Source organism: Erythrobacter sp. MTPC3 (assembly GCF_042854385.1).
GTDB lineage: Bacteria > Pseudomonadota > Alphaproteobacteria > Sphingomonadales > Sphingomonadaceae > Erythrobacter.
In genome coordinates this window covers 140,015-166,358 of the sequence record NZ_BTGP01000004.1, presented here as the reverse complement: position 1 = coordinate 166,358, position 26,344 = coordinate 140,015, and the positions used below count along the sequence as shown (strand labels likewise).

31 protein-coding genes are annotated in these 26,344 nt (G+C 61.1%); 11 read left to right on the top strand and 20 right to left on the bottom strand.

Annotated features, from left to right (window positions below):
• On the bottom strand, nt 1-456 hold the full coding sequence (soxR, locus tag ACGHU1_RS07425; protein ID WP_390585227.1) for a redox-sensitive transcriptional activator SoxR: 456 nt from the start codon (nt 454-456) through the stop codon (nt 1-3).
• 100 nt (nt 457-556) lie between these two features.
• On the opposite strand from soxR, the gene ACGHU1_RS07420 reads away from it, so the two are divergent.
• The gene (locus tag ACGHU1_RS07420; RefSeq protein ID WP_390585225.1) at nt 557-949 is read left to right on the top strand and encodes a VOC family protein; all 393 of its coding nucleotides are present in this window, start codon (nt 557-559) and stop codon (nt 947-949) included.
• Between the two features lie 64 nt (nt 950-1,013).
• Here ACGHU1_RS07420 and ACGHU1_RS07415 read toward each other — a convergent pair whose 3' ends face one another.
• Nucleotides 1,014-1,661, bottom strand: coding sequence for an SOS response-associated peptidase (locus tag ACGHU1_RS07415; RefSeq protein WP_390585223.1), 648 nt, complete (start codon nt 1,659-1,661; stop codon nt 1,014-1,016).
• A gap of 12 nt (nt 1,662-1,673) precedes the next feature.
• Nucleotides 1,674-2,576: a 4-hydroxybenzoate octaprenyltransferase gene (gene ubiA, locus ACGHU1_RS07410; RefSeq protein WP_390585556.1), complete on the bottom strand. Its 903-nt coding sequence runs from the start codon at nt 2,574-2,576 to the stop codon at nt 1,674-1,676.
• A gap of 119 nt (nt 2,577-2,695) precedes the next feature.
• On the opposite strand from ubiA, the gene ACGHU1_RS07405 reads away from it, so the two are divergent.
• Complete coding sequence (locus ACGHU1_RS07405; RefSeq protein ID WP_390585221.1) at nt 2,696-3,466, top strand: 16S rRNA (uracil(1498)-N(3))-methyltransferase; 771 nt, start codon at nt 2,696-2,698, stop codon at nt 3,464-3,466.
• Nucleotides 3,467-3,553: 87 nt separating this feature from the next.
• Nucleotides 3,554-4,924, top strand: coding sequence for a glutamate--cysteine ligase (locus ACGHU1_RS07400; RefSeq protein WP_390585218.1), 1,371 nt, complete (start codon nt 3,554-3,556; stop codon nt 4,922-4,924).
• 27 nt (nt 4,925-4,951) lie between these two features.
• Here ACGHU1_RS07400 and ACGHU1_RS07395 read toward each other — a convergent pair whose 3' ends face one another.
• The 5 genes from ACGHU1_RS07395 to ACGHU1_RS07375 form a co-directional block, all read right to left on the bottom strand.
• Nucleotides 4,952-6,361, bottom strand: coding sequence for a methyltransferase family protein (locus tag ACGHU1_RS07395; RefSeq protein ID WP_390585216.1), 1,410 nt, complete (start codon nt 6,359-6,361; stop codon nt 4,952-4,954).
• Between the two features lie 87 nt (nt 6,362-6,448).
• Nucleotides 6,449-7,795, bottom strand: a complete 1,347-nt coding sequence (locus tag ACGHU1_RS07390) for a PQQ-binding-like beta-propeller repeat protein (protein ID WP_390585214.1) — start codon at nt 7,793-7,795, stop codon at nt 6,449-6,451.
• A gap of 59 nt (nt 7,796-7,854) precedes the next feature.
• Complete coding sequence (locus tag ACGHU1_RS07385; RefSeq protein WP_390585212.1) at nt 7,855-8,652, bottom strand: tetratricopeptide repeat protein; 798 nt, start codon at nt 8,650-8,652, stop codon at nt 7,855-7,857.
• 166 nt (nt 8,653-8,818) lie between these two features.
• Complete coding sequence (locus ACGHU1_RS07380) at nt 8,819-9,964, bottom strand: glycosyltransferase family 4 protein (protein WP_390585209.1); 1,146 nt, start codon at nt 9,962-9,964, stop codon at nt 8,819-8,821.
• Nucleotides 9,961-10,827: an alpha/beta fold hydrolase gene (locus ACGHU1_RS07375; protein WP_390585206.1), complete on the bottom strand. Its 867-nt coding sequence runs from the start codon at nt 10,825-10,827 to the stop codon at nt 9,961-9,963. The genes ACGHU1_RS07380 and ACGHU1_RS07375 overlap by 4 nt, the downstream gene beginning before the upstream one ends.
• Nucleotides 10,828-10,903: 76 nt before the next feature.
• Between ACGHU1_RS07375 and ACGHU1_RS07370 the strand changes: the two genes are divergently transcribed.
• Together ACGHU1_RS07370 and astD are read left to right on the top strand one after the other, a co-directional pair.
• A complete protein-coding gene (locus ACGHU1_RS07370; protein WP_390585553.1) occupies nt 10,904-12,313 on the top strand; it encodes a protein adenylyltransferase SelO in 1,410 nt (469 codons plus the stop codon).
• A gap of 183 nt (nt 12,314-12,496) precedes the next feature.
• Entirely contained in the window at nt 12,497-13,897 is a 1,401-nt protein-coding gene (gene astD, locus ACGHU1_RS07365; protein WP_390585550.1) for a succinylglutamate-semialdehyde dehydrogenase, read from the top strand.
• A gap of 19 nt (nt 13,898-13,916) precedes the next feature.
• Here astD and ACGHU1_RS07360 read toward each other — a convergent pair whose 3' ends face one another.
• Nucleotides 13,917-14,657: a hypothetical protein gene (locus ACGHU1_RS07360; RefSeq protein ID WP_390585203.1), complete on the bottom strand. Its 741-nt coding sequence runs from the start codon at nt 14,655-14,657 to the stop codon at nt 13,917-13,919.
• 333 nt (nt 14,658-14,990) lie between these two features.
• Here ACGHU1_RS07360 and rarD point away from each other — a divergent pair, with 333 nt between their 5' ends.
• On the top strand, nt 14,991-15,914 hold the full coding sequence (rarD, locus tag ACGHU1_RS07355) for an EamA family transporter RarD (RefSeq protein ID WP_390585200.1): 924 nt from the start codon (nt 14,991-14,993) through the stop codon (nt 15,912-15,914).
• Here the strand turns inward: rarD and pyrC are convergent.
• On the bottom strand, nt 15,911-16,948 hold the full coding sequence (gene pyrC / locus ACGHU1_RS07350) for a dihydroorotase (protein WP_390585197.1): 1,038 nt from the start codon (nt 16,946-16,948) through the stop codon (nt 15,911-15,913). The genes rarD and pyrC overlap by 4 nt on opposite strands.
• 66 nt (nt 16,949-17,014) lie before the next feature.
• Here pyrC and ACGHU1_RS07345 point away from each other — a divergent pair, with 66 nt between their 5' ends.
• Together ACGHU1_RS07345 and ACGHU1_RS07340 are read left to right on the top strand one after the other, a co-directional pair.
• A complete protein-coding gene (locus ACGHU1_RS07345; RefSeq protein WP_390585194.1) occupies nt 17,015-17,902 on the top strand; it encodes a RimK family alpha-L-glutamate ligase in 888 nt (295 codons plus the stop codon).
• A 2-nt stretch (nt 17,903-17,904) separates the two neighbouring features.
• Nucleotides 17,905-18,636: a YgfZ/GcvT domain-containing protein gene (locus tag ACGHU1_RS07340; RefSeq protein ID WP_390585192.1), complete on the top strand. Its 732-nt coding sequence runs from the start codon at nt 17,905-17,907 to the stop codon at nt 18,634-18,636.
• Between the two features lies 1 nt (nt 18,637).
• Here ACGHU1_RS07340 and ACGHU1_RS07335 read toward each other — a convergent pair whose 3' ends face one another.
• Nucleotides 18,638-19,234, bottom strand: coding sequence for a TetR/AcrR family transcriptional regulator (locus tag ACGHU1_RS07335; RefSeq protein WP_390585189.1), 597 nt, complete (start codon nt 19,232-19,234; stop codon nt 18,638-18,640).
• A gap of 30 nt (nt 19,235-19,264) precedes the next feature.
• Between ACGHU1_RS07335 and ACGHU1_RS07330 the strand changes: the two genes are divergently transcribed.
• Nucleotides 19,265-20,194 (top strand): metal-dependent hydrolase, encoded by a 930-nt coding sequence (locus tag ACGHU1_RS07330; protein ID WP_390585187.1) that lies wholly within the window; start codon nt 19,265-19,267, stop codon nt 20,192-20,194.
• Between the two features lie 70 nt (nt 20,195-20,264).
• Here the strand turns inward: ACGHU1_RS07330 and ACGHU1_RS07325 are convergent, their stop codons facing one another.
• The 3 genes from ACGHU1_RS07325 to rplU form a co-directional block, all read right to left on the bottom strand.
• Nucleotides 20,265-20,828, bottom strand: a complete 564-nt coding sequence (locus ACGHU1_RS07325) for a GNAT family N-acetyltransferase (RefSeq protein ID WP_390585186.1) — start codon at nt 20,826-20,828, stop codon at nt 20,265-20,267.
• Between the two features lie 208 nt (nt 20,829-21,036).
• Nucleotides 21,037-21,306, bottom strand: a complete 270-nt coding sequence (rpmA, locus tag ACGHU1_RS07320) for a 50S ribosomal protein L27 (protein ID WP_390585183.1) — start codon at nt 21,304-21,306, stop codon at nt 21,037-21,039.
• A 12-nt stretch (nt 21,307-21,318) separates the two neighbouring features.
• On the bottom strand, nt 21,319-21,870 hold the full coding sequence (rplU, locus tag ACGHU1_RS07315) for a 50S ribosomal protein L21 (protein ID WP_390585181.1): 552 nt from the start codon (nt 21,868-21,870) through the stop codon (nt 21,319-21,321).
• Nucleotides 21,871-22,106: 236 nt separating this feature from the next.
• Between rplU and ACGHU1_RS07310 the strand changes: the two genes are divergently transcribed.
• Entirely contained in the window at nt 22,107-22,616 is a 510-nt protein-coding gene (locus ACGHU1_RS07310; RefSeq protein WP_390585178.1) for a hypothetical protein, read from the top strand.
• The gene (locus ACGHU1_RS07305; RefSeq protein ID WP_390585176.1) at nt 22,613-23,311 is read left to right on the top strand and encodes a Crp/Fnr family transcriptional regulator; all 699 of its coding nucleotides are present in this window, start codon (nt 22,613-22,615) and stop codon (nt 23,309-23,311) included. The genes ACGHU1_RS07310 and ACGHU1_RS07305 overlap by 4 nt, the downstream gene beginning before the upstream one ends.
• Before the next feature lie 42 nt (nt 23,312-23,353).
• On the opposite strand, the gene ACGHU1_RS07300 is transcribed toward ACGHU1_RS07305, so the two are convergent.
• The 6 genes from ACGHU1_RS07300 to ACGHU1_RS07275 all read right to left on the bottom strand — a co-directional run bounded on the left by ACGHU1_RS07300 (nt 23,354) and on the right by ACGHU1_RS07275 (nt 26,344).
• Nucleotides 23,354-23,794: a hypothetical protein gene (locus ACGHU1_RS07300; protein WP_390585175.1), complete on the bottom strand. Its 441-nt coding sequence runs from the start codon at nt 23,792-23,794 to the stop codon at nt 23,354-23,356.
• Nucleotides 23,795-23,870: 76 nt separating this feature from the next.
• Nucleotides 23,871-24,320 carry a molybdenum cofactor biosynthesis protein MoaE gene (locus tag ACGHU1_RS07295; protein ID WP_390585172.1) on the bottom strand — a complete coding sequence of 150 codons (450 nt, stop codon included), beginning with the start codon at nt 24,318-24,320 and terminating at the stop codon, nt 23,871-23,873.
• Nucleotides 24,321-24,326: 6 nt separating this feature from the next.
• Nucleotides 24,327-24,569, bottom strand: a complete 243-nt coding sequence (locus ACGHU1_RS07290) for a MoaD/ThiS family protein (protein WP_390585170.1) — start codon at nt 24,567-24,569, stop codon at nt 24,327-24,329.
• A 4-nt stretch (nt 24,570-24,573) separates the two neighbouring features.
• A complete protein-coding gene (gene moaA, locus ACGHU1_RS07285; protein ID WP_390585168.1) occupies nt 24,574-25,623 on the bottom strand; it encodes a GTP 3',8-cyclase MoaA in 1,050 nt (349 codons plus the stop codon).
• 10 nt (nt 25,624-25,633) lie between these two features.
• Complete coding sequence (locus ACGHU1_RS07280) at nt 25,634-25,954, bottom strand: Rossmann fold domain-containing protein (RefSeq protein ID WP_390585166.1); 321 nt, start codon at nt 25,952-25,954, stop codon at nt 25,634-25,636.
• Nucleotides 25,955-25,963: 9 nt separating this feature from the next.
• The gene (locus ACGHU1_RS07275) at nt 25,964-26,344 is read right to left on the bottom strand and encodes a dihydroneopterin aldolase (protein ID WP_390585163.1); all 381 of its coding nucleotides are present in this window, start codon (nt 26,342-26,344) and stop codon (nt 25,964-25,966) included.

Sequence of the window (26,344 nt, the reverse complement as noted above, 5' to 3'; positions counted from 1 at the left end):
TTATCCGCGCAGGATTGTTCGCGGACCCGGCCCTTTTGACCGCAGGTGATCGTCTGCGTTGTAGATCGCGCATTTTTTAAGGCTCAGGCAGCCGCACCCGATACACCCGTCCAGCGCATCGCGCGTGCGCTCCAGTTCAGCGATACGTTTGTCGAGAACACTGCGGATTGACTTGCTGATTGCCTCCCAATCGCGCGCCGTCGGCGTGCGTCCGTACGGCAGTTTGGCGAACTCTGCCTGTATCTCTTGCAATGTCAGGCCCAGCTGCTGGGCAATCCGGATAAAGCTGACGCGGCGAATGTCGGAGCGCAGGAACCGGCGCTGATTACCGCCTGATCGCACCGGCTCGATCAGCCCTTTGTCCTCGTAAAACCGGATTGCGGACACCGCCAGCCCCGTGCGGCGCGCCATTTCGCCAATCGGGATAAGGTCTGATTTGCGGAGCCGTGCTGTCATGATCTGATGCTTTCCAAATAAACCTTGATCTCAAGTTAGGTTGAGATTGCATCATGAGTGCACCCGGCGATTCGGGCAAGCAATTCTCAGGAGGCAATCCATGCCAACAGGACAAATCGAACACGCAAACCTATCCGTCACCCAGCCTCAGCGAAGCGCGGCGCTGTTTACCGCGTTGCTGGGCTGGCAGGAACGCTGGCGCGGCAAATCACAGTTGGGCGGCGAGACCATTCACGTTGGAGAGCCGGAGAACGGGCGAACCTACATCGCGCTTTATACCGGCAATCATGTGAAGGGCGATTATGCCAAGGGGCAGCCGCTCAACCACATCGGGCTGCTGGTCGATGATCTGGATGCGGCAGAAAATGCGGTGGTCGCCGCCGGGCTTAAGCCGTTTGGTCATGACGATTACGATCCGGGCAAAAGGTTCTATTTCTTCGACTGGGACGGCATCGAATTTGAAGTGGTCAGCTATGCCGGAGCGGCCGCATGAACGAGCCTATGCCGCGCGAACCAATGTTCGGTCCGCCACCGCCTCCAAAGCCTGGACGCCGGCGTCACAGCAGGTTTCGCTGGCTCGCTGCGCCTTTCACCCAGGGCTGGTCGGTACGGTCAATCTTCAGCTCCCCCGGCCATGCCGAACACAGCGCGCGCGCTTCTTCCGGAGAGCCGGACACCCAGCCATCGTAATCTTCGCGCCGCAGCAGCACTGGCATCCGGCTGTGAACGTCCTGCGCCGCCGATCCGGCGCTGTCCGTCATCACCATCGAATAACACAGGCCAAATTCATCGCTCTCCCGCCACACGCCCGCGCAGGCGAACAACCCGCCACCGGCATCATCGCTCGCGCTGGGCAGCGACATCCAGGTGCGCGTCATGCTCCCCTTTTTCCCCTGCGCCTCGGCCCATGCGGTCAGGGGGATAAGACAGCGGCGATTTTCAAACGAATGGCGCCAGAAAAAACTGTCTAGCTTATCAGTGCGGGCATTGTTGACCGGTTTGGGTTTTAACGGCTGTCCGCTTTTCCCCTTCATCAAGAGCGGAAAGCCCCACGTCATCTGCCTGATTTCGCCGTCAGCGGATACGAGGCCGGGATAGCCGGGATAGACCTCTTCGCCGAAATTCGCCCCGCCCAGCGCCTCCACCGCGCCGAACCACTTGGCGACTTCATCCTTACCCTTGGTCATGCGGTACAGATTGCACATCAGGCCGCGATCCTAAGCATTGCCGACGACGAAACATGCCGCCGCCATCAGGGCCCCTGCCCACCGGTTTGAGCGGAAGCGCTCAAGCGGATTGGCCGGGTCCTGCGGGTCCAGCGTTGCCACCTGCCACACCAGATGCAGCGCCACCGGAGCGAGCGCGAGCAGCGCAGTCCAGTCCGGCCGATATAGCCAGATACCCAGCCCCCAAAATCCGATTGTGGCGGCATAGAACGCGCCCACACCTTCATGAACTTTTGCCCCCATTCGCAGCGCAGAGGACTTGATGCCGACCAGCGCGTCGTCCTCGCGGTCTTGCAGGGCGTAGATTGTGTCGAACCCGATGACCCAACAAATGCACCCGGCATAGATGCAGGCAAGCACATCCCAATTGTCCCAGCGCAGCTGCGTCCAGCCGACCAGCACGCCCCAATTGAACACCATGCCCAGCCACGCCTGCGGCCACCACGTGATGCGCTTCATAAATGGATACGCCGCCACCAGAGCTACACTGGCAAGCGCGACAATCTGCGCCTCCAGCCTCAGCTGCAACAGTACGATCAAGCCTACTCCGCACAAAACCAGCAGCCATCCCCAAGCGAGCTTTTTCGAAACCCGCCCGCTGGCAATGGGCCGCGCCGCAGTTCGGGCGACTTTCTTGTCGAGGTCAGCGTCAACGATGTCATTGTAAACGCAGCCAGCCCCGCGCATCGCAATCGCTCCCAAAAGGAGCCAGCCAAGCAGCGGCAATTGCCACCCCGCGCCCGTCAGCCAAACACCAAAAACGCACGGCCAGAACAATAGCCACCATCCGATTGGCCGATCAAACCGCGCCAATTGCGCAAGGTCGCGCGGCAATTGCGGCAGGCGTTCGATCAGACCGCGATGTTCAGTGTCTGGGACGATCTGCTCTGTCATGCCGCCTTCGCCTGCCGATGCGGCGAACATTGGCCGGGCAGCACTGCCGCTTTGCCGAAATGTGCTGTCTGCGCTGTCATGACTTGCTCCCTAGCGCCAGCCGCGCCTAGGGGAAAGGGATGTCCGATACGCCTTCCCCCCGCACGCCCGCATGGCCTCCGCGCAGCGCGCCGCGCCTGTTCGTGGAGGATCGGCTGGAGGAAGGGTGCGCCATCACGCTGGAGGGGCAGCAGGCGCATTATCTGGGCAAGGTCATGCGCCTGCGCGAAGGCGATGCGGTGATCCTGTGCGACAATCTGACCGGCGAATGGGCCGCTCGGGTCGGCGCCGCGAGCAAACGCCGCATTGATCTGATCGTCGCAGAGCGGCTGCGGACGCGTGAGGCGGTGCCCGACCTGTGGCTATGCCCTGCGCTGCTTAAAAAAGACCGGTTCGACATGGTGCTGGAAAAGGCGACCGAGCTGGGCGCGGCGCGCATCGTGCCCGCGATCACCCGGCGCTGCGTTGCGGACAAACTGAACCTAGATCGCGCGCAGACGATCACGGTAGAGGCGGCAGAACAATGCGCGCGCACCGCTTTGCCGCAGGTCGATGCGCCGCAAAAACTGGCCGCGATGCTGAATGATTGGCCCGCGGACCGCGCGCTGTTCTTTGCTGATGAGTTAGGCGGAGACCCGGCTGCGGAGGCGTTTGCCGCGCATCATGGACCAGCGGCGATCCTGATCGGGCCGGAAGGCGGATTTGACGATGCCGAACGCGAGGCGATCCGCGCGCATCCGGCCGCACGCCCGATCACCCTTGGCCCGCGCATCCTTCGCGGCGAAACCGCTGCGATCGCTGCGATTTCAGTGTGGATGGCGAGCGTCGGTGACTGGGCGAGGCAAGAATGATTTCGCGGATGCAAACACAATTTGCGCTTCCCACAGACGAATCGGTTTTCTAGGGCCACCGCAAAGACAGAAAGGTGCCCGTCTCCCATGAGCACACGCGAAGTATCGAACGATCCCGAACCGGTCATCGAAAGCCGCGACCAGCTGATCGCGCCAATGATCGGCGGCGAGAAAGCCAAATCGGACTGGCGCATCGGCACCGAACACGAAAAGCTTGTCTATCGCCGCGATGATCGCCGCGCGCCGTCTTACGCGGAAGAAGGCGGCATCCGCGATCTGCTGCTTAGCCTGCGAGAATTCGGCTGGGAGCCAATCGAGGAAAACGGCAAGGTTATCGCGATGAAAGGCGCGGACGGAAACGTCAGCCTTGAACCGGCGGGCCAGCTGGAACTGTCGGGCGCGCCGCTGGAAACGCTGCATGAAACCTGCAACGAAACCGGCCGCCATCTAACGCAGGTAAAACAGATTGGCGAGCGCTGCGGTGTCGGCTTTCTGGGACTGGGCATGTGGCCGGACAAAACCCGCGAAGAGCTGCCCGTCATGCCGAAAGGGCGCTATGACATTATGATGCGGCACATGCCCAAGGTTGGCAATCTGGGCCTCGACATGATGCTGCGGACCTGCACCATTCAGGTCAATCTCGATTATTCATCCGAAGCGGACATGGCGAAGAAATTTCGCGTCGGTCTGGCGCTGCAACCGCTTGCCACGGCGCTGTTCGCCAATTCGCCGTTCACGGAGGGAAAGCCCAACGGATACCTGTCCTATCGCAGCCATATCTGGTCGGATACCGATCCGCATCGCACCGGTATGCTGCCGTTCGTTTTCGAAGACGGTTTCGGCTATGAACGTTGGGCCGATTACATGCTCGACGTGCCGATGTATTTCGTGTTTCGCGACGGCAAATATATTGACGCGGCGGGGCTGAGTTTCCGCGATTTCATGGACGGCAAACTGTCCGTGCTTCCCGGCGAACGCCCGACGGCGAGCGATTGGTGGGATCACCTTTCCACCGCCTTTCCCGAAGTGCGCCTGAAAAGTTTCCTCGAAATGCGCGGCGCCGATGGCGGGCCGTGGAGCCGCATTTGCGCCCTGCCCGCATTCTGGGTCGGCCTGCTGTATGACGAAGGCGCGCTGGATGCGGCGTGGGATCTGGTCAAAGGCTGGTCGATGGAAGAGCGCGAGCGGCTTCGCAATGAAGTGCCGCGCCTTGCCCTCGATACTGCGCTGCCGGGCGGCGGGACGATGCAGGATCTGGGCCGCGAGGTGCTGAAGATCGCGCATGGCGGCCTCGCCGCGCGCGGCAAACTGAACGCCAGCGGCGACAATGAAACGGGTTATCTGGAAACGCTGGACGAGATTGTCATCTCTGGCAAAGTCCCCGCGCAGCGCCTGCTTGATGCCTATCACGGCGAATGGGGCGGCGACATTTCGCGCGTCTATAAATATTCGTTCTGACAGGCGAAGCTGAACGGCAGCGCGCGATTACTCCGCAGGCTCTGCCGATCCGCCCGGCAGCCGCTTACCCCGGCGGCTCACCAGTCCAAAGACGGCCCGTTTAAGGCGGGATAGCCGCGCGGTGATGATGCCGTGCTGCTCCATCCAGTCGTAATATTCGCGGTATTTCGTGTCTTCGGCCAGCAAATGCGCCTCTTCCGTGCGCGCGCGCCAGTAATAGATCGCGTTCACCAGCAGCAGGAAAAACGTGTTGCGCACCGCATCGGCGGCATCGCCACTGGTGACAAGGAACGGCATGACAGAGCACCACCAGAACAGGTTTTTCGATAGATAGGCGGGGTGGCGCGTGTACCGATACGGCCCATTGGTCAGCACGCCGCGATAGGTCAGGTTGGAAAACCGGATGCCGAACGCGGCCGTCGCCCACGCATAGATCGCCGTCAGAAATACCAGCCATACCGCCCAGACCCACAGCAGCGGCTCGCTCCCGCTAAGCCAGTCACCCCAGCCCGCCACGTTTTGTTCGTAACTCAGCACCTGATTGTTGCTGCCGATCAGCCCCCAGACAAACGGCGGATAGCACAGCAGCGCCGCGATCCATCCTCCCAGAAACGGGTTGCCGGACCGGATATGCGCGTCAAGCGGGCGCAGCGTAAACAGATAGCCAACCGTCCCGATCTGCACGTCGATCACAAACAGCAGCGTGATAAGCAGCATGGCGAGCGGAACCGGATTTCCGATGATCGCGGCAACATCCGCCTCGACAATGAAGGCAAAGCCGGGCGGCAGGATGGAGATCATGAATGCGCCAAAGAACCCTTTTATGATCCACGCGCGCCAGTGTTTATTGATCGCATCGCCATCCCAGCCGTCATTTCCGGTAATGGCTGCGCCAAAATGCCACAGGCTGTCGCGCGGCTCTATCATCACACGGTCGATCCAGATGATATACGGCACGCATAGCAGCGCCAGCGGCACGGCAGCGGCGGTCAGCACCTGCATGGCGAACAGATACGATCCGTCCCAATACCACCGCCCCAGACCGTATAGCGCAGCCAAGACGGCGAAGGTTGCCCACAATCCGATGATCTTGACCGCCGAAATGGGCACCACATCATCTATCGGACGCTTCAATTGCCAGTAAATGCCGGTTGATCGGCGCAGGTGCACCCGGTCGACCAGCACCGACCACAGCGCCATCGGTCCTGCGGTGAACAACATGGAGGCAAGCGCGGCGTATGGCCCGGATAGCACGCCGCGCTCCGCCGCCAGCGGGCCGGACAGGCCCAGCGCATCGGCAAAAACAGGGTAGTTGCGGCAGAACAATATCCACACGAATAGCCCAAGCAGCCCGGCAAGGCCTACGCCTGCCGAAACATCGCTTTCAGGCGGGGCCGGTTTGGTCGCCCCGCGGTCTGTCTGAACCACTGTGTCCATCACAGCGGCTGCGATACCGCAAAAGGGTTAACGCCTCGATGACCCCGCGAACGCCGCAAACACGTGCGTCACGCGGTTCGCGCAGGCTTAACGGTAAGCGTGGATCGTGCCCGAATCGTCAAGCACATAAAGATGCTCGCCCGCGACAATCGGCGGCAGGCTGACGGGCTGATCGATATCAGCGAACAGCTGCGAGGAACCCTCGCCCGTGCTGACCCGCCAGATTTCCCCGCGAGAGCTTGCAACCCACAGATGGCTGCCTGCCAGCACCGGACCGGTCCAGAAAATCGGACCTTCGCGGTCTTTCTCGTCACGGAATGCCTGAAGCTGGGTGATCCAGCGCACGCGGCCCGTCGAACGCGCAATCGCCAACAGGCGCGCATCGTCGGTCAGGGTGAAAATCCACTCGCCCGCAATGGCCGGGGTGGAAATACCTGCAAGGTTCAATTCCCAAATGCGCTGGCCGGTGACAAGTTCATACGCCGCCATACGTCCGCCCTGACCCAGAGCGTAAACACGGCCCGAATCGATGATCGGATCAGCGTCGATATCGGTGATCGAGCTGACCGCGGTTGAAATATTGGTCCGCGCCAGCGCGTCCGCCCACAGGATGCGGCCATTTTCATAACGGTAAGCGTTCAGCTCTCCGCTTGAATATCCCGCGATCACGGTCCCCTGCCCTGCCGATGGAGCAGCGACGCCGAACACGCCTGATTGCGTCGTCGAACCGGATTCATCCCATACCAGCTCTCCGTCGGAGGCCTTGAGGGAGATGATCTGGTTGTCCTGCGTCATCACGAAAATCTGGCCAAACGCGATCGTCGGCGATCCGCGCAGCGGCCCGGCGGGGGTTGCTGTCCAGATTTGTTCGCCGGTGGCCGCATCCAGAGCCTTTACCTCGCCAGCGCCATTGGTCGCGTAGAGACGGCCGCTGTCATAGCTGACGCCGCCGCCGAAAGCGGATGGCCGCATATCATCGTCCATCAGCGCATCGGTGCGCCAGACAACCGATCCGGTTACTTTGTTGAAGGCGCTGATCGTGCCGTCTGAGCCAACCGCGAAAACCTTGTCACTGCCAATCACGGGTGTCGCAGCAAGGCGTGCGCGGTTGCTGGCCCCGGCGACGCGCGCGGTCCAGACCTTCGACGGATTTTCTGCAAGCGCGAGGTGGCCGTAAGATTTGCTGGCGGAACCGCCGACCTGGGCCCATTCGGCATTCACCTGCGCAGGCGGCAGGACCACGCTGACGCTGGCGAGCTGCGGATCAACCGCTGTGCCACTTTCAATGCGCGAGAGGATGGGGGTGCGATCGCCGACTGTCGGCGTGGTTTTCTTACCCCCGCCAAACAGCCCGTCGCCCGCGCAGCCGGTGAGGGTGGCTGCCAACGCGCCCGCAATCATCGCTGTCTTAGCTTGATATAATTTCATCATCATTCGCAGTTTTTTCCACAAAAATCGGTTCGGTGCGCCGGGTGGAGCGGGATTATCCGGCGCTATTGCGCCAGCGGGACGAGGCCCTGCTCAGGATCAATCCCTTCATCCTCCAGCAATTGTTCAACATCCTCAATCGCATCCACGCCCAGCAATCCGGCCATCTGGCGAGCGCGCGAGCGTAATGTTTCCGGCTGTTCCTCATCCTTGGCAATGGCGGCGAAAAGCGCGCCAGCCTCTGCGCGGTTGCCCGCTTCTAGATGGGCGATTGCGGTCAGTTCGCCCGCGCTTCCGAAAAATGCGTTGCCGGGTACGGCCAAATCTTCGAGCCTGGCGATGATATCCGCCGGTTCGCGTTCGTCAAAATTGCTGGAGACTTCGCGCACCCGGGCAAGATCGCGCAGCACCGATGGGGCGCTGTCATCTGCCGCGACAGCTGCATACAGTTCCACCGCCTCGTCCGTGTTGCCCTGCTCCAGCGCGGCGCCCGCCTGCAAGAACCGTGCTGCGGTGCGCGGTCCGGGCTGCTGAGAATCGAGCAGCGGTGCAGCCGCTTCGGATGCGGCGGCAAAATCGCCCGAGTCGACGTAATCGAGCGCGCTGACCAGCGTTTCGGACTGCGCTTCGTATTGGCTTTCCTGATAGCTATCCCATGCCAGATACCCGCCGAACGCGGCCAGTCCCAGCACCAATGCGCTGCCGATGGCGACGCCGTATTTCCTGGCAAACTGGGTGGCATCGTCCTGACGCACGGCATCGTCGATTTCGCGCATGAGGATTTCATCCTCAGCGCTGGTTTCGGTGCCGTCTGGCGTCTTGTCTTTCGAAGGGTTCCGGGAACCTGATGGGCCTAGCGCCACGGGGCTCAATTCCTCATGCAATTACGTGTTTGGCGGAGCTTTAGGCGGGCGCACGCTCTTCCGCAATGCCGCGTATGCCCGCAGGCGGGCTGTCTCCACCGCTGAAATTAGGTCCGGCAGTTGAACGGGCCATGAAGATACAGCGTATTCCCGGCCGCAGCGGACGCTATTTCGCGCCCTTCCACCGGCCATCAAGCGCGGCCGAATAGAGGTCGCTGTATCGTTCGATCATGCGCTTTGCATCGAAGAGCTTACGCGCTTTTTCACGGTTTTCCTTACCAATTTGCGCGCCCATATCAGGATAAAGCGCGATTTCGGCAAGCATCGCGGCGAGCGCGTCCGCATCGTTCGGCACGGCGATCAGCTCACGGTTCTTCTCGCCCACCATGGCCCGGATATCGCCCACATCGGGCGCGATGACCGGCAGACCAGCCGCCATTGCCTCCACCACGGAAAGCGGAAACTGTTCGGATTTGGACGACAGCGCAAAGATATCGAACATGCCGATAACTTTGGCCGGATCCTCTATCGCTCCGGGCAGATGCACCCGGTGGCTGATATCCGCATCCACTGCCGCTTTTTGAATGGCGTCTTTTTCCGGCCCCTCGCCCAGAATGACGAGGTGCCAGCTTTCCGGCAGATGCGAGACGGCCTCTACCAGCATTGGCAATTGCTTCACTGCGCGAAGGCCAGCGATGCTTCCGATCCATTTCTCACCCTCGCGTTTCACCAGCCGCAGCGCGCGCGGATCGGCTTTTCTGGCAAACGCTTTTGTATCAATGCCGTTGGGTATGCGCACGATGCGCTGACGCGGCTGTTTCCAAGCATCGAGCGCAATCTGTTCCAGCGTCTCGCTCGGCACGACCAGCGAATGCGCGCGGCCCAGTGCGATGCGGCGATACCAGTTGCGCGTGAATTTCAGCTCGCTCGCTTCGTCTTCGTTAAAGCCGTCTTCATGATGGATCAGCGGCGGCAGACCGAAATGCTGGGCGAACACGGTGTGCGCCATCACCACGTCCATCGCGCCCCAGTTATAAGTGAGGATCAGGTCATAGGGTTTGAGCGCCTGCGCAATCCCGACCAGCCTTCCCGGCGTGGGACTACCGGTGAGCGAGGGGAAATCCGCCGGATAGCCGACATGCGCTTTCCTCCGGTCGATCAGCGCGCGCGCGCCCATCTGATCGGGCATGGCCGAAACGATGTGGTGCGACAGCCCCTTGCCAAAGGCGTTGATCAGCTTGGCGCTGCGCACCTCTTTCCCGCCTGCCGCGAAAGTCGAATGGCAGTGCAACACTTTAAGAGCGTCTGTCATTGCGCGCTTGCCATCAGCGCATTGATTGCGGTGCGCGCCTCCGGTTCATCAAGGGATGGCGCATGGCCCACGCGCGGCACCGTGACCACGGTCATGGCCGGATTGCGGGCCCGCATCTGCTTTACCGTGGCCGGAGAGATCAGATCCGAAAGCTCGCCGCGCACCAGCACCATCGGCACATCGCGCAGCGCCTCGAATGCGAGCCAGAGATTGGCCGGCGCGGCATTGCCCGGTTTGCTGAACGGTTCAGCGATGGCCATGTCGTAATCGTAGCTGATGCGCCCGTTCTGGCTGACCACCAGCGTCCGCTTCGCCATCTCGAGCCATTGATCGAGATCGTAATCGGGAAACGCGCTGCCATGCACCGATGAAAGCGAGCGGGCCGCGTGGATCCACGTGGGATAGCTGCCGCCTTGCCCGACATAGCCGGAAATCCGCTCCACGCCCGAGGTTTCGATCTCGGGACCAATATCGTTCATGACGACTGCGGCAATCCGGCCCGGCTTTGCGTGGGCGAGCATGATCGTCATCAATCCGCCCATCGACGTGCCCACCGCTACAAACCGCTCAATCGCTTCACCCGCCAGCAATCGTTCGACATCGGCGACATATTGCACCGGATTGTAGCTGTCGGAGCTTTGCGCATAATCGCTCATCCCGCGTCCGCGCATTTCGGGCACGATCACACGGCGCGTCTGGCTGAGGTGGGCGGCGAGCGCGGCAAAATCGCGGGCATTGCGGGTGAGGCCGTGCATACAAAGGACCGGCAACCTGCCCGAATCGTTTGGCCCGGCGTAATCCCGGTAATGCAGTCTCAGCCCGTCCTCACTGGTCCAGAACCGGTCTTCGTAATTGGATGCCATGTCAGGCGAATTTCCCTCACAGGTTTTGCAGGCGGGCACGCTTGCGCCCGCCATCGCTTACCCCCACTATCGCGGGATGCGAGCAGAACCGCAACCTTCGAGGTACATCGCCGACCCTGCCATTACCGCGCTTGCCGACTGGATCGGCGCGCCGGTGGAGGCTGCGGACTTTCCCGAAACCATAATGCGGTTTCGCAACGATCGCTGGGCGGCATCGGTGGGGTTGGACAGCCTCGATGATGCCGCGTGGATCAGGCATTTCGGCCGGTTTGAACCGCTGGATGGCAACCTGCCCCGGCCGCTCGCGCTGAAATATCACGGGCACCAGTTCCGCGTTTACAATCCCGATATCGGCGATGGACGCGGGTTTCTGTTCGCCCAGATGCGCGGCGCGGACGGGCGGTTGCTGGATCTCGGCACGAAAGGTTCAGGCCAAACGCCCTACAGCCGCGCAGGTGACGGGCGTTTGACGCTGAAGGGCGCGGTGCGCGAAATTCTGGCCACCGAAATGCTCGAAGCGTTGGGCGTGAACACGTCCAAGACATTCTCCGTCGTCGAAACTGGTGAACAATTGCAGCGCGGCGATGAACCCTCGCCCACACGGTCCGCCGTCATGGTCCGGCTGAACCATTCGCACATCCGCATCGGCACGTTTCAGCGCCTTGTCGCGCTCGAAGACGCTGACAATATGGCGCAATTGGTGGATTACTGCCTGACGCAATTCCCCGGCCCCTTGCCGCCAGACGATGCGCCGGGACGCGATGAACCCGCGGTTATCCTGCTGCATCAGGTGGTCGAGCGGATGGCCGATCTTGCGGCCAGTTACATGGTCGCAGGTTTCGTCCACGGCGTGCTCAACACTGATAACATGAATATCGCCGGCGAAAGCTTCGATTACGGGCCGTGGCGCTGGCTGCCGACCTGGAACCCCGGATTTACCGCCGCCTATTTCGACCACGGCGGCCTATACGCCTTTGGCCGCCAGCCAGAGGCGCTGCACTGGAATTGCGGACAGCTGGCCGTGGCTTTGAGATTGCTGGCCGATACCGAGCCATTGGTGGCCGCGATGAACCGTTTCGGTGATCTGTACATGGCAGCAATTGCGCGGCGCTGGTGCTGGCGGCTGGGCGTGCAGCCGCGCGGGGCCGAAGCGGATACGGCCCTCGTTTCGACATGCGAGCAGCATATGCGCGATGCGGCGATCGGACCCGGCGCGTTTTTCTTTACGCATCGCGGCGGGCGCGGCCATGCCGAGGGGGATCTGGCCGACGCACTCGCCGGGTATGAAAGCGTGGCGGACGGCCATGAATACTGGTCCGATGCAGCGCCGCAATCCATGCTGATCGAAGAGGTAGAGGCCATCTGGTCCGCCATCGACCAGCGGGATGATTGGTCCGTCCTCGACAACAAGATCGCCCAGCTGCGACGCATGGGCGAAGCACACGGGGAGCCGCCGGAACCCGCAGGTCATGCTCGCCCCGGATGAGCCAGCGCGCCTAACCCGGGTAACGCTGTCCCCGGCACGCCCCATTTCAATTGCGCGTCAGCCCTATCTTTTCCACGCCGCTCGCATTACCGGATTGGCCAAAGCTTGCCCCTTTGCTGATTTGTCATCATGGAGAGCAAGTGCGTTACATCCGGGGGGAAGTTGTAAAGCGTGACCAATAACATGCTGATATCTTATGATCCTGCGACGGGTGAGGAATTGTGGCAAGGCGCAATCGGCGATGTCGATGCCTGCGTCAGCGCCGCCCGGCGCGCATGGCCATCATGGGCCGCACGCCCGCTCACCAATCGGATAGAATTGGCCCACCGGTTCGCCAATGAAGTGCGGAAAGAAGCTGACGGCCTTGCCGAACTGATCGCACGCGAAGCTGGAAAACCGCTTTGGGAGGCCAGGACCGAGGTCCAGGCCGTCATCAACAAGGTCGATATCTCGGTCACCGCCTATGCAGAACGTACCGGGCAAAAAAAACTCGACAGCGGTTTGGGCGGCACAGCATCTGTCAGGCACAAACCGCACGGCGCAATGGCAGTTCTGGGTCCGTACAATTTTCCGGCGCACCTTCCCAACGGACATATCATTCCCGCGCTGATCGCGGGCAATGTCGTGATTTTCAAACCGTCTGAAAAAACGCCCGCAGTCGGCGCTGCACTGGTCGAATGTTTTCGCAAGGCGGAATTTCCCGAAGGCGTCGTGCAGGTCCTTATCGGCGGGCCTGACGAGGGCAAGAAACTGGTCGCGCATCCCGGCATCGATGGTGTGCTGTTCACCGGCTCTGCCAATGCAGGCATCGCGATCAACCGCAAACTGGCCACCAATCCGGGGAAGATCGTCGCGCTGGAAATGGGCGGTAACAATCCGATGGTCGTCATGCCCACGCCTAAATTGCAGGATGCCGCCGTGTTGATCGTGCAAAGCGCGTTCATGACCGCAGGCCAGCGATGCACGGCAGCGCGCCGTCTGATCGTGCTGGACGAGGTGTTCGATGACCTGATGGCGGAACTGATCCCGCTCACCAAAAAACTGATCGTGGGCGATCCGCTCGACGATCCGCAGCCCTTCATGGGTCCGGTGATCGACAACGAGACGGCCGACCTTCTCGGCGAGAGTTTTCTCGCGCTCGTCACCGCTGGCGGAAAGCCGCTGACGCATCTGAAACGCCCCGATGCGGACAAACCGTTCCTGACGCCCGGCATTATCGACACGACCGACATGCCGGACCGGCCCGATATCGAATTGTTCGGCCCGATCCTGCAAGTCATCCGCGTGCCGGACCTCGACGCCGGCATTACCGAGGCGAACAACACCCGATTTGGTCTGTCCGCTTCACTAATAGGCGGATCGCCAGAGGATTACGGGCGGTTCTGGGCCAATATCCGCGCCGGTATCATCAACTGGAACAGGCCCACAAACGGCGCATCGTCATCCGCTCCGTTTGGCGGCATTGGCCTCTCCGGCAATCACCGGCCTGCGGCGTTCTATGCTGCGGACTATTGCGCCTATCCCGTCGCAAGCACGGAGATGGAGCAACCGCGCGCCACCATCGGCGTCGGCTTGAAAGAGTGACGCGGCCCGCGCAGGCCTGTCAGCCCGCTTTCGTCCAGTAAATCAGATCGACGGCGGCCAAACCGCCCTGCGCAGGCCGGGTGTGCATGATCACCCGCGCTGTCCGACCATCGGCAATCATCACTTCATCTTCTGCGCGGTAAATGCGCGTATCTAACCGCGCGCGATCGGCTTTCGCAAAATGCCATTGGAGGACGTCCTGCGGCGCAGCCGGGGTCAGATATCGGACCACGCGGAGGCTGCAATTGCCCGCATCGGTGCCAGCTGCCTGCTGCACCATGCCGTGCGGCATGATCATCGCAGCATCCGGCATTTTCGCCGCCCAGTCGAGGCTGTCTGTCAGCAGGTCGGCGCAGTTAGCGGGGCTGCCAGCCGCCTTGGCAATGTCGCCTGCATATCGCAGCGCGGCCAGCGATTGCGGCGCGCCTGCCGTTTGGGCCTGCGGAATATCGGCTATCGGGCCGCCCGTCAGCAATTGCGCCAGCGCAACCTCGCGCGCCCTGCTCGCCAGCTCTGGCGAACTGGTCAGCGGGGGCAGCGCCATATCGTATCGGATGGTGAGCGCGGCGTTTGCTTCGTTGAGATGCGAAAGGTCAGGATCGGACATCAGCGGATCATTAAGCGCGCGCGCCATCACCGGATCGCGGATCTCAGCTGCATCGCCGTCGCTTTCGGCCGCTTCGGGAGCGCAGGCAGCCAGCATCGCAAACCCTGTGAGGCAGGCGATCTGTGCAGCAAGGAAAGCGCGCGGCGACATCATGCCCTAGCCCCTAACGCAGACGGGTTAAAATTCGCCCATCCCTGCGTGCGCAACACCGGCTAATCCGCACACAAAAACGCCTCCATACCCCAAGGGGCATGAAGGCGTTCCCTGCGGCAGATGCCGCGTCTTAGGCCATTGGTGGGATTGGCCCAAGCAGGTGGGGATCGGCATGGAAAGTGTTGGCTTGCCAGCGTCTCCCGATCTTGTTGTTCATGTATAGGGTAAGTAATCTGAACGCGCTGCAATCCGTTTTGAAAGCCGCCGTTCAGTTTCGAAATGCCACTTTGCCTGCTTGCCGCCGCTGCGCGCTGCGCTTAGGGCGAATAGTTCATGGCAACACTTCCCCCAGCATCAGCGGCATCCGATAGCGCCGAACCCTCCGGCCTTCCCGCCGCGTTGGCAGCGTATGTGATGTGGGGCTTCCTGCCGCTTTACCTGCTGCTGGTCACCACCGTGCCGCCGTTCGAGTTTGTCAGCTGGCGGATCATCTGGACGCTGCCATTCTGCCTTTTGATCGTCGCGCTGCGCCGCCAATTTCCCGCTTTAAAAGCGGCCCTCACCAATCGCCGCACGCTGCTCGCGCTGTTTGCCAGCGCGCTGCTGATCGCGATCAACTGGTTCGTCTACATCTGGGCGATCATGCAGAACCAAGTCTACGCGGCCAGCCTTGGCTATTACCTGAACCCGCTGCTCAATGTGCTGCTGGGCACCCTGCTGCTGGGTGAGCGGCTAAGCCGGTTGCAATGGCTGGCCGTGGCGATTGCCGCGACGGCGGTCGCGCTGCTGGCAATCGGCGCGCTGACAACGCTTTGGATCAGCCTCAGCCTTGCTTTCAGCTTTGGCCTTTATGGTATTGTGCGCAAACAAGTACCTGTCGGATCGCTGCCCGGACTTACCATTGAAAGCGCAATCCTGCTGCTGCCCGCCTCTGGCATTGCGATGTGGTATGCTGGCAGCGCGGCCGGCTCAGCCTTTGGCACGGACGCATTCCTTAGCGCGGTGATCGCATTTTCCGGCGTCGTTACCGCTGTGCCGCTCCTGCTGTTCGCGATTGCGGCAAAGCGAATGAAATATTCGACCCTTGGCTTCATTCAGTACCTTGCCCCCACGATCGTCTTCATTCTGGGCCTGACGGTGTTCGGAGAGGAACTGAAGCCCGCGCAGCTCGGCAGTTTTGTGCTGATCTGGATTGCGGTTGCGATATTCATGGGCGACCTTTGGGCGAAAAGCCGCCGGGCCGCGCAGCCCGCCTAATCCGCTATCCGCCAGCCGATGGTCTGCCCGCCATGCCACGGCACAATCGTCGCCCCGGCAAGATCCAGTTCCTGCGGCACGGCAATCTCCGCCCGTTCCAGCGTGATGCGATCCTCATTCACCGGCAGCCCGTAAAAAGCGGGTCCATTCAGCGAAGCAAACGCCTCAAACTGGTCCAGCGCACCCTCTTCATCGAAGACGGTGAGATAGCTTTCGAGCGCATAGGGAGCGCCAAAAATGCCTGCGCATCCGCAATCGCTTTCCTTGTCCCCGCGCAGATGCGGCGCGCTGTCCGTGCCAAGGAAGAATTTGGGCGAGCCGGATGTGGCCGCCTTGCGCAGCGCCAGCCGGTGCGTCTCACGCTTTGCGACGGGCAAGCAATAATTGTGCGGCTGTATCCCGCCAACCAGCATGGCGTTGCGGTTGATGTGGAGGTGCTGGGGTGTGATTGTCGCCGCGACATTCTCGCCCGCCTGCTCGACAAATTGCACCGCGTCGGCGGTCGTGATGTGCTCAAACACCACCTTCAGTTTCGGAAAGTCACGCACGATTGCGCGCAAATGCCGCTCGATAAATATAGCCTCCCGGTCGAACACGTCGATATCGTGGTCCGTCACCTCCCCGTGGATGCAAAGGACTATGCCGTCCGCCTCCATCCGCTCCAGCACCGGATAAAGCTTGGCAACATCGCTTACCCCGCTCGCCGAATTGGTGGTGGCGTTGGCCGGGTAAAGCTTTGCTGCCGTAAACACGCCTTGCGCTGCGCCGCGCGCCAGATCGTCGGGATCAGTCGTATCGGTGAGATAGCACGTCATCAGCGGCTCAAACGCGGTGCCTGCCGGTGTCGCGGCCCGAATACGCTCGCGATATTCCTGCGCAAGCTGCGCCGTCGTGACCGGCGGCGTCAGGTTCGGCATCACAATCGCGCGGGCAAACTGGCGCGCAGTATACGGCACCACGCCGCGCATGATCTCTCCATCGCGGAAATGCAGGTGCCAGTCATCAGGGCGGCGGATTGTCAGCGTATCGGTCATGCTGCCCCCCTTAAGCAGCCAAGCCGCCTCTTTCCAGCCCCGCTGTCCGCGCATATGGGACAGTGCATGACAGCCATCGGATTTCTCGCCTGCGAAACCACCCTGCCCAGCGCCGGAGAACGCCGCGGCGACGCGTTTGAGCACGACCTGATGATCGCTGCGCTGGAGCCAGCTTTCGCGGCAAAGGGGCTGGAGCTGCGCGTCATCGATTGGGAGGCGCCGCTGGCAGAATTTGACGGGCTGGCTCTTGTGATGCTGGGGACGGCGTGGGATTATCAGGACAAGGCGGAGGCATTCCTCGCCAAGCTGGAAGGTTTGGAGAAACGCGGCATAATCGTCTGCAATTCGTCCAGCCCCGTTCGCTGGAATGCGTCGAAAACCTATCTGAAAGAACTGGCGTTACGGGGCGCGCGCACCATACCCACGATCTGGCTGAATGATGTCACCCCTGCCGACGCGCAGTCAGCGATGAATGAATTTGAGTGCGACACGCTGGTGGTGAAACGTCAGGTGGGTGCGGGCGCGATAGATCAGGTGTTGCTGCGCCGCGAAGCTTTGCCCGAAACCGGATGGACTTTTGGCCACCGCGCGATGCTCCAGCCGTTCCTCCCGGCCATTGCCGAAGAGGGTGAGTTGAGCTTCATCTTCATCGACGGCGCGTTCAGCCATGCTCTGCGCAAAGTGCCGGCAGCAGGCGATTACCGCATCCAGTCGCTCTATGGCGGGATCGAAAGCGTGTATGCGCCCTCGGCGGACGAAGCGGATGCCGCCGCCGCAATTATCCGCGCACTGCCGTTCCCCGCGCCGCTTTATGCACGTATCGACATGCTGCGCGCAGAGGATGGCGGGCTGATGGTTATGGAAGCGGAGATGATCGAACCCTATCTCTATCCTGAACAAGGGCCAGACCTGGGCGAAAAACTCGCCGCCGCCGTTTTGCAGAGAGTTTCGTAATTATGTCAGCCAAGATTTTGAAAAGCCGCGCCATCGTGCGGATTGCGCCGCGCACCCCGGATGAGGATGTCGCCGCGTTTCTGCAAGGGCTGGTGACCAACGATGTCTCAGGCGAACTACCCGTCTATGCCGCACTGCTGAGCGCGCAGGGCAAGGCGATGTTCGATTTTTTCGTATGGGCCGGCGCTTCGGGTGAACTGCTGCTGGATTGCGAGGCGCAGGCGGCAGACGATCTTGCCAAGCGGCTGTCGCTTTACCGGCTGCGCCGCGAAATCGACATTGCGCGCAGCGATGATCTGGCGGTTTACTGGAGCGCGTCGCAATTTGACGGCGGAGTGCCGGACCCCAGGCTACCTGAACTCGGATTTCGCGCGGTAGCCCCTGCGTCAGAGGCCGCAAGCGGAGACGATCTGTATTTGTCTCACCGGCTCGATCAGGGGGTTGCTGAAGGCCGCGAAGAACTGGGCGACGTCCTGTGGCTGGAAACCAATGCGGTGGAACTCAACGGCGTCAGTTTTGAAAAGGGCTGCTATATCGGTCAGGAAAACACCGCGCGGATGAATTGGCGGCAAAAGGTCAATCGCCGGCTGGTGGTCGTCCCGATTGCAGCGTCTGATGAAAAGCGCCGCAAAACGGCTTACCCCGATATTGGCAAAGCGGTGGATCACCTGCGCGTTGCCGATCTGGACCCGGCGGCACTCCCTGATTGGCAAGCCGCAGGCATCACGCAATAGCCTATATCTGATAATGCTCGGCTAGGGATGCCTCGAGATTGGCGGCCGCCCTGTCCCGCGCCGTATCACGCGGCAGACCCAGCGATTTGGCCAGCGCAGCCCCGATCAGCGCATCGCCCAGCGCCAGAAGCACCAGGCTAAGCGTGTCTTCGTGAATGTGCATATCGTCGCGGTGTGTCAGCGCCTCATCCGGCGCGATCTCGTCCACCAGATCGTGAATGGTGCTGATAATCGGATTGAGCGCGTCTTCGTTACCCGTCAGCAGCATCCAGCTGGTGAGCGCGCCTGCCCCTTCGCGGTCGAACGCATCGAAAGCCAGATCCACGACCTCGCGGGCTGACCCCAGCCCCGCCCGGCTTGCGCGGACGGCGTCTATGATGGTTTCGCACACCGTTTTTGCCAGATGTTCGGCCAGCGCCTTTTGCAGGCCTGATGCCGATCCGAAATGGTGCAGCAAATTGGCGTGGGTGCGCCCGATTCGCCCGGCCACAGCCTTTAGCGTGACCGATTGCGGACCTGTTTCGATCAGAAGCGCCCGCGCCGCTTCCAGGGCGGAACTGCGCGATTCTTCGGGCGTTAACCTCTTACGACTTGTCATTAACGGATGTCCCTAATAAAAAGTTAAGCCATGAACAAGCAAACCTCATTCGATCTCGACCGCAAAACGCATGTCGAAGCCCCCGAAAATGCGGCGCAAGACCTTGGTTTGGCACGCGGAACCGCAACGCCGGAAGAACATGAGCTGATTGTTCGTAACGAACGATTCCCGCGAGAGGCAATGGTCCCGCGCCACTGGCATTCGGGCGATCCTGTGGCAACTGCCTGGTACAATTCGGTTTCCGCCAGCCTGCCGCGCGGTGAGGCATTCTTCATCGACACCTTGCGACTGTTCCGAGACGACCTCCCGCCAAAGCTGGCGCGCGAGGTGAAGGCCTTTACCACACAAGAGATCAATCACACTCGCGAACATGTCGCGTTCAATCGGCTTGTATCCGATCATGGTTACAACGTTGAAAGCATCGATCAGGGCATTCAGGCAATGCTCGCGCTGACAGAAGGCCGCCCTAAGGAGTTCAACCTCGCGATCACCATCGCGCTTGAACATTTTGCCGCGATCATCAGCCGCCACCTGCTGGAATATCCCGATTACCTTAAAGACGCCGATCCAGTCGCAGCCGAGGTCTGGCGCTGGCACGCCACCGAAGAGATCGAGCACAAGGGGCTGGTCTATGACGTGTGGCTGCACGCGACGCGCGATTGGAGCAGTTGGAAACGGTATAAGACACGCGCGCTGATTGCTGCGCTCATTACCAAGAAATATTTCGGCAACCGCATTCGCGATGCCATTGGCCTGCTGGAACAGGACGGCTATTCCCGCAGTCAGGCAAAGCGGAAACTCTACGCGTTTCTCTGGTGGAAGCCCGGCATGATGCGCCGCATGTTCTTTGAATGGGCGAGCATCCTTAAACCCAGCTTTCACCCGTGGCAGCACGATGACCGCGATCTGATCCAGAAATGGGAAAGCCCGTATTCTGATGCAGTGATGCCCGCCGAATAATACAGCGATTTGCGTTTGAAATTGAAAAGCCCCGGCGCTCAGGACGAGCGCCGGGGCTTTTTCATGAGCATCAGGCCGCCTGACTTACATCCGAATCGGAATTTTCCACCAGTTTGAGCTCATATTCTGCGGTCGGAGCCTTCGCACCGCGTCCGCATGAATGCCGCTCCACAATGCGTCCGGTGGCCTCGAAACCGAGCTTTTCCAGCACTTTGCCCGAGGCAGGATTGTCGAGGAAATGCGATGCGACGATCCGCTCGTGTCCCAGCATTCGGGCGATATCCAAGACCGCACGGCCCGCTTCCGTGGCGTAGCCTTGCCCCCAATATGGCCGCGCAATCCAGTATCCCAGTTCGGTTTCGCCGCTGGCATTGCCATCACGCACATCAATTCCGATACAACCGACCAACGCCGCGTCGCGCGCGCGGGTGATGAGGAATCGCGGATGCTGCGGAGTAACGGGAAGCTGCACGAATTTGCGCGCATCCTCGGCGTTATAAGGCCACGGAGCTCTGGCGAGGTTACGCACCACGCCTTCATCCGCAATCCCGCCAAGGACGATATTCCAGTCCTCTGGCCAAGGGGGTCTCAACAGCAATCTGGCACTGCGGTGGAACACGATTTCTCTCCTCATCGCCCCGCCTCGGCCAATTAGAACCGGTGCGTGACATTTGCATGGCGACACACGCAAATTTCTTTGCAGATGCGCCGACGTGTGAGGGAGAAACGACAAGAGGGAGATGGGCTCCCTGGTAATCAGGAAAGCCCCATCTCCCTCTACGTCTGCCGATGTGATCGGCTGGGACCGTCCTGACGGACGACCCCTTTCGCGAGTAGTCCGGTTATTCGGCTGCTTCGGCCAGTGCGTCTACCGACACGTATTTGCGGCCCTGTTTGCCTTTGTGGAATCGCACCACGCCGTGCTCGAGCGCAAATAGGGTGTGGTCCTTGCCCATCCCGACATTGGTGCCCGGATAGAACTTGGTCCCGCGCTGACGCACGATAATATTGCCCGCAACAACGCCTTCGCTGCCGAACTTTTTCACACCAAGGCGGCGACCTGCTGAGTCGCGACCGTTACGCGATGAACCGCCTGCTTTTTTATGTGCCATGGGTCCTGATCCTTACTTGCTGTCGTCAGCCTTGGGCGCTGCTTTTTTGGCAGGCGCTTTCTTGGCTGGGGCTTTCTTGGCGGCGGGTTTTTTAGCCGGTGCTGTCTTCTTTGCTTCGGTTGCGGTCGCTTTCGCTTCTGCTGCCGCGCCTTTGGCTTCTGGCTTTTCGGCCGGAGCCTTCTTCGCAGGTGCAGCTTTCGCTTCGGTCGCAGGGGCTGCTTCCGTCTTGGGAGCAGCGGCCTTCTTCGCCGGAGCCTTTTTCGCACCTTCACCGACGTCGGTGATGCGCAGCAGGGTCATCTGCTGACGATGACCGGCCTTGCGGCGATAGTTGTGGCGGCGTCGCTTTTTGAAAACGACGACCTTTTCGCTCTTCGCTTGAGCGATGATTTCTGCCGAAACACTTACTTTCGAAGCGTCAGCGACATTGTCACCTTCGCCCGCGAGCAGAACGTCGCCCAGCGTAATGGTATCACCGGCTTCGCCAGCAAGTTTCTCAACGGCAATTTTGTCTCCGGCGGCAACCCGATATTGCTTGCCGCCCGTGCGCACTATCGCGAACATGGCTTATACTCTCAATCTCTTGGCGTGTCTGATTTGGCTCGGACGGTTCCGTGTCAATCAAACGGCAATGCGGCGCTGCAACAGATGCAGCGTCGGAAAGATGGTCGCCGTTAAGGGAAAGGCTGCATCAAGTCAACGTCCGCCGGGCCAGATTCTTACAAATGCGCCGACATTTTGTATCGTTGTGAGGCCTCGCCTATGCGCAGGCATAGCAACGTGGTAATCGAAGAGCCATCATGAAACGCCTCACTCCCGCAATTTCACTGCCGGTTGCAGTTATTGTGACGCTATCGGGCTGCGCTGGCGATACCGGCCGCTATCCTTCGCTCGCGATCCGCGATGTGGAGCGCGCATCCGGCCAGTTCACCCCGACCAGCGCAGAAACCCAGTCACCGATTCGCCCCGTCGCATCTGCGGCGCAATTGTCCGACCTGCTGGAGAGCGCGCGCCAGTCGCAATTGCGCTTCGCCAACGCGCGCGGCGATACAGAGCGTCTGGTCCGCAGCGCGCAGGGCCGATCAATCGACAGCAACGCCCGCCAGCTCGCGCTGGTCGCGCTGGCCGATCTCGCCACACTGCGCAGCGATACCGCGCTCGCTATCGGCGACCTCGATCTGTTGAAAGCCGAGGCCGCGACCACCTTTGCCCCGCAGGCCGATATCGATGCAGCGCGCGCGGAGATATCCACTTTGCTTGATGCGCAGGACAGCGCGCTCGACACGCTTTGGGCTCGCCTGCAATCATGAGCCTGATGTGCGAAACCTGCCCGGTAAAAGACAGCGCCGCCTGCGCCGTCCTTACTCCTGAAGAACGCGACGCCTTGTCAGCGGCGGGCCGCACGCGAACGCTGAAACGCGGCGAAATGCTGTTTGCTGCCGGAGACGAGGACGCAGCCTGTGCCACGCTGATTTCTGGCGCATTGAAAGTGTCAGCCATCGATCAGGACGGGAACGAGCAGATTCTCTCTCTGGTTCATCCGGCAGGCTTTATCGGCGAGTTGTTCGCCCCGTTTGCGCATCACGACGTGGTGGCCCTTACACAAAGCACGCTGTGCACGTTTGCGCGCCGCGATATCGATGCGGCGATTGATACCTACCCCGCCCTCGCCCGCGCATTGCTGCGGCGCAGTCAGGAAGACCTGCTTGCCACGCGCAGCTTGCTGGAATTGACCGCGCAGGCGGATGCCGAGACCCGGCTGGCAGCGCTGATCCACGATTTCGCCGCTGCGGCGAGCGATTCGTCGTGCCATCTCGCGCAATCATTCGAACTGCCGCTCACTCGCGGAGAAATCGGCAACATGCTGGGCCTGACCATCGAAACTGTCAGCCGCAAACTGGGCGAGCTGGAAGAGGCGGGCGCAATCCTGCGCAAAGGAAAACGCGGGATCGAACTGGTCGACCCCGCGCTTCTTCAGGCTTTGTCCGGCAGGCAGGCTGTTTAACGCCCACTCGATCCCGGTGTCTGGGCAATCAAGCCCCTTGAATTACACCAGAGCGGCAATCGCAATCACGGCGCAGGCCCAAAGAACGATAAGCACCGGCAGGATCAGCATCTGGATCGCTGCATCGCGCGGCGCGAGGCGGCCGGTGTAAGTCATGATGCCGGCATTTTTGAATTTTCCCATGGTCATCGCCTTGCTGTCATTGCCAGCCAGCCTGGTCCACACCGCTGGAACACCGAATCCCGCGACGACGAATACGGCAAAGATGACAGCAGGGATAATCATCGCCGGGGCGCTGAAAGCGGCGAACATCAGTGCGATAAATCCGAGGTAGCATCCGACAGTGATGCCATAGAGAGCAGTCGGCAGCTCAAAATTGCGGTCTCCCTCGACCTGGTTGCGCTTTGGCTGAACCGGTGCGGCAGGGGCATCGACAATGCGGGCTTCGCCGCGGACGAGGTGGTCGTATAGCTGTTTACTCATGGGGCTTCTCCTTCGTTGGGAGGAGAATTATGCGAGGGCGCCCGCCCCCACCTTGATCCAGATCAAACAGAACGAATTATTTCGTCTTCCAGCGCGCAAGATCGCTGTAGTCGGCGTCTCTCGGTTCGATCCAGTGCCAGCCATCGCCGCGTTTTTCGCGTTTCCAGAACCATGCGGCGCTCTTCAAATGATCCATGCAAAAATCGACCGCATCGATCGCGCCCCTGCGGTGGCGGGCGGCGGCAGACACACATACAATTGGCTCTCCCGGCCGCATAATGCCGATGCGGTGCACCATCAGCAGTCCCATCAGATCGAAGCGATCCTGAGCATGCGCGGCGAGATCCTCCATGCCCGGGAGCGTGAGCGGTTCGTAATGCATCAGCTCAAGCGCCGATACATCCGCCTCGCCGCGCACTTCGCCCACAAAGGTGCACACCCCGCCCAGCCCCGGATGCGCAGTGGTGAACGCCCCGGTCAGATCGCCGGGAGCAAACGGCTCGGTCAAAAGGCGGACGGTCTGCACGCGCGATTACCCGCCAGAAACGGGCGGCAGCAGCGCCACTTCGTCTCCGTCCTTCGCAGCGAGAGCTGTTTTGTCGGCAAGAACCCGCCCCGCGCAGGCGATATTAACGCGCTTCGTTTGCAGCTGCTCGGCCACGGCAGGGCCGACCGCCGCGATCAGCCCGTCCCAATCGAGCGGTGCATCGACATCGCAGCTGCCTTTGCCAGCAAGGTCGCTTAATGGGCCGAGGAACAGGATCGAAACGGCCATCCGCTTAACCGCCCGTCATCGACATGTGCCGGGGCTGCGCTGGCGCCGCACCGCGTTTTTCCATGCGGAAATCGTGTTTCTCGGGCTTTATCATCATGGCCTGTGACAGCGCCTCGGCCAGATTGCGCTCAGGATCGTCGGACCGCAAAGCGGAACGCAAATCGACCCGCTCCGCCCCGCCAAGGCAGGGATAAAGCTGGCCCGTTGCGGTCACTCTCAGGCGGTTGCAACTCGCGCAGAAATTGCCCGTTAGCGGCGTGATCAGCCCCAGCCTGCCACCGGTTTCCGCAATATCGACATACCGCGCAGGCCCGCCGGAATTGTGATCGTTATCGGTCAGCGTCCAGCGCCGCTCCAGACGGGTGCGCACTTCGGCGAGCGAGAGAAACTGGTCGAGCCGGTCTTCCTCGATATCACCCAGCGGCATTACCTCGATCAGGGTCACGTCGTGCCCCTGAGAATGGCCCCATGCGATAAGGTCCGGCAGCTCATCTTCGTTTACGCCCTTAAGCGCGACCGCATTCAGCTTGACCTTCATGCCAGCCGATTTCGCAGCGGCGATCCCCTCCAGGACCTGTGGCAGGGCATCGCGGCGGGTCAGCGCGGCAAACCGGTCACGGTCAATCGTATCGAGCGAGATGTTCACCCGCTTCACGCCTGCCCTCGCCAGTGCATCGGCATGCTGGGCGAGCTGCGTCGCGTTCGTGGTGAGCGTCAGTTCTTGCAGTCCATTGCCAAGCCGGCGCCCCAGCGCGGTGAACAGATCGGCGATATCGCGCCGCACCAGCGGTTCTCCGCCGGTGATACGGATTTTGGTTACGCCGCGCGCGATAAAGCCGGTGGCGAGTTCATACAGCTCCTCAAGCGTGAGCACCTCCTTGCGCGGGAGGAACTTCATCTTTTCGGGCATACAATAAGAGCAGCGCAAATCGCAGCGATCCGTCACCGACAGCCGCAGATACGAGATGGATCGGCTGAACTTATCGACCAGCGGAGCGGCACCGCCGCCGACCGCGATCAGATCGGGTTTGCGTGCCGGTTTGCCGCTATTCATGCTGCCTCGATCATGCTTCATGCAAGGGACAATACTGTCCAGTGACGCCCTGCGCATCCCCCAAATATGCGAGTGCCGCATCCATCGCCTCACCCTGAGGGCCGCCAACCACGTTCACCCGCTTCGGAGAGTGCGCCCGTGCCAGATCGCGCGCCAGTGCCGTGCGCCAGTCATCGTGCGAAGACGGGGCGGCGGGCATCGTTATGGCGAGTGCCGTCACGCTGTCATCGGCGAGCGCGGCCTGCGCCTGCGTCAGATATTTCTCGTGAAACACTGCGCTCGCCTCGATCCCGCCATCGGGGAGTTCGCCGACTGCCAGCACGCTTTGCATCACCCGCCCTTAGCTGCCGTTCGGGCGTTCGCGGTGCATCGTGATGCCGATCTTTTCGTTCGCCTCGGCAATGGCGAGTTTCACGATCTTTACAGTGACCGCTTGCACGCGTTTATCCTGCACAAACAGGCTTTCGCAAATATGATCCGCGACCGCTTCGATCAGTTTGAAATGCACGCCCTCTGGCAGGCCGTCGGAAGCTGCAAATTTGAGGTCCATGTAATTCTTGCTCGCATCCAGCGGCGTGTCGGGATCATATCGGTCCGCAATGTCATAGCGGGCCTGAATGGTGATCCGCAGCGGCTGCGGCTTGCCGGTTTCTTCGGAATAGATGCCGGTCAGGACATCCACTTCAAGATCGGCGACTTCGAGGATCAGCGAATCGTTCAT

Coding starts and splice junctions, on each gene's coding strand:
- soxR (WP_390585227.1), bottom strand. CDS start 456: ATGACAGCACGGCTCCGCAAATCAGACCTTATCCCGATTGGCGAAATG.
- ACGHU1_RS07420 (WP_390585225.1), top strand. CDS start 557: ATGCCAACAGGACAAATCGAACACGCAAACCTATCCGTCACCCAGCCT.
- ACGHU1_RS07415 (WP_390585223.1), bottom strand. CDS start 1,661: ATGTGCAATCTGTACCGCATGACCAAGGGTAAGGATGAAGTCGCCAAG.
- ubiA (WP_390585556.1), bottom strand. CDS start 2,576: ATGACAGAGCAGATCGTCCCAGACACTGAACATCGCGGTCTGATCGAA.
- ACGHU1_RS07405 (WP_390585221.1), top strand. CDS start 2,696: ATGTCCGATACGCCTTCCCCCCGCACGCCCGCATGGCCTCCGCGCAGC.
- ACGHU1_RS07400 (WP_390585218.1), top strand. CDS start 3,554: ATGAGCACACGCGAAGTATCGAACGATCCCGAACCGGTCATCGAAAGC.
- ACGHU1_RS07395 (WP_390585216.1), bottom strand. CDS start 6,361: ATGGACACAGTGGTTCAGACAGACCGCGGGGCGACCAAACCGGCCCCG.
- ACGHU1_RS07390 (WP_390585214.1), bottom strand. CDS start 7,795: ATGATGATGAAATTATATCAAGCTAAGACAGCGATGATTGCGGGCGCG.
- ACGHU1_RS07380 (WP_390585209.1), bottom strand. CDS start 9,964: ATGACAGACGCTCTTAAAGTGTTGCACTGCCATTCGACTTTCGCGGCA.
- ACGHU1_RS07375 (WP_390585206.1), bottom strand. CDS start 10,827: ATGGCATCCAATTACGAAGACCGGTTCTGGACCAGTGAGGACGGGCTG.
- ACGHU1_RS07370 (WP_390585553.1), top strand. CDS start 10,904: ATGCGAGCAGAACCGCAACCTTCGAGGTACATCGCCGACCCTGCCATT.
- astD (WP_390585550.1), top strand. CDS start 12,497: ATGCTGATATCTTATGATCCTGCGACGGGTGAGGAATTGTGGCAAGGC.
- ACGHU1_RS07360 (WP_390585203.1), bottom strand. CDS start 14,657: ATGATGTCGCCGCGCGCTTTCCTTGCTGCACAGATCGCCTGCCTCACA.
- rarD (WP_390585200.1), top strand. CDS start 14,991: ATGGCAACACTTCCCCCAGCATCAGCGGCATCCGATAGCGCCGAACCC.
- pyrC (WP_390585197.1), bottom strand. CDS start 16,948: ATGACCGATACGCTGACAATCCGCCGCCCTGATGACTGGCACCTGCAT.
- ACGHU1_RS07345 (WP_390585194.1), top strand. CDS start 17,015: ATGACAGCCATCGGATTTCTCGCCTGCGAAACCACCCTGCCCAGCGCC.
- ACGHU1_RS07340 (WP_390585192.1), top strand. CDS start 17,905: ATGTCAGCCAAGATTTTGAAAAGCCGCGCCATCGTGCGGATTGCGCCG.
- ACGHU1_RS07335 (WP_390585189.1), bottom strand. CDS start 19,234: ATGACAAGTCGTAAGAGGTTAACGCCCGAAGAATCGCGCAGTTCCGCC.
- ACGHU1_RS07330 (WP_390585187.1), top strand. CDS start 19,265: ATGAACAAGCAAACCTCATTCGATCTCGACCGCAAAACGCATGTCGAA.
- ACGHU1_RS07325 (WP_390585186.1), bottom strand. CDS start 20,828: ATGAGGAGAGAAATCGTGTTCCACCGCAGTGCCAGATTGCTGTTGAGA.
- rpmA (WP_390585183.1), bottom strand. CDS start 21,306: ATGGCACATAAAAAAGCAGGCGGTTCATCGCGTAACGGTCGCGACTCA.
- rplU (WP_390585181.1), bottom strand. CDS start 21,870: ATGTTCGCGATAGTGCGCACGGGCGGCAAGCAATATCGGGTTGCCGCC.
- ACGHU1_RS07310 (WP_390585178.1), top strand. CDS start 22,107: ATGAAACGCCTCACTCCCGCAATTTCACTGCCGGTTGCAGTTATTGTG.
- ACGHU1_RS07305 (WP_390585176.1), top strand. CDS start 22,613: ATGAGCCTGATGTGCGAAACCTGCCCGGTAAAAGACAGCGCCGCCTGC.
- ACGHU1_RS07300 (WP_390585175.1), bottom strand. CDS start 23,794: ATGAGTAAACAGCTATACGACCACCTCGTCCGCGGCGAAGCCCGCATT.
- ACGHU1_RS07290 (WP_390585170.1), bottom strand. CDS start 24,569: ATGGCCGTTTCGATCCTGTTCCTCGGCCCATTAAGCGACCTTGCTGGC.
- moaA (WP_390585168.1), bottom strand. CDS start 25,623: ATGAATAGCGGCAAACCGGCACGCAAACCCGATCTGATCGCGGTCGGC.
- ACGHU1_RS07280 (WP_390585166.1), bottom strand. CDS start 25,954: ATGCAAAGCGTGCTGGCAGTCGGCGAACTCCCCGATGGCGGGATCGAG.
- ACGHU1_RS07275 (WP_390585163.1), bottom strand. CDS start 26,344: ATGAACGATTCGCTGATCCTCGAAGTCGCCGATCTTGAAGTGGATGTC.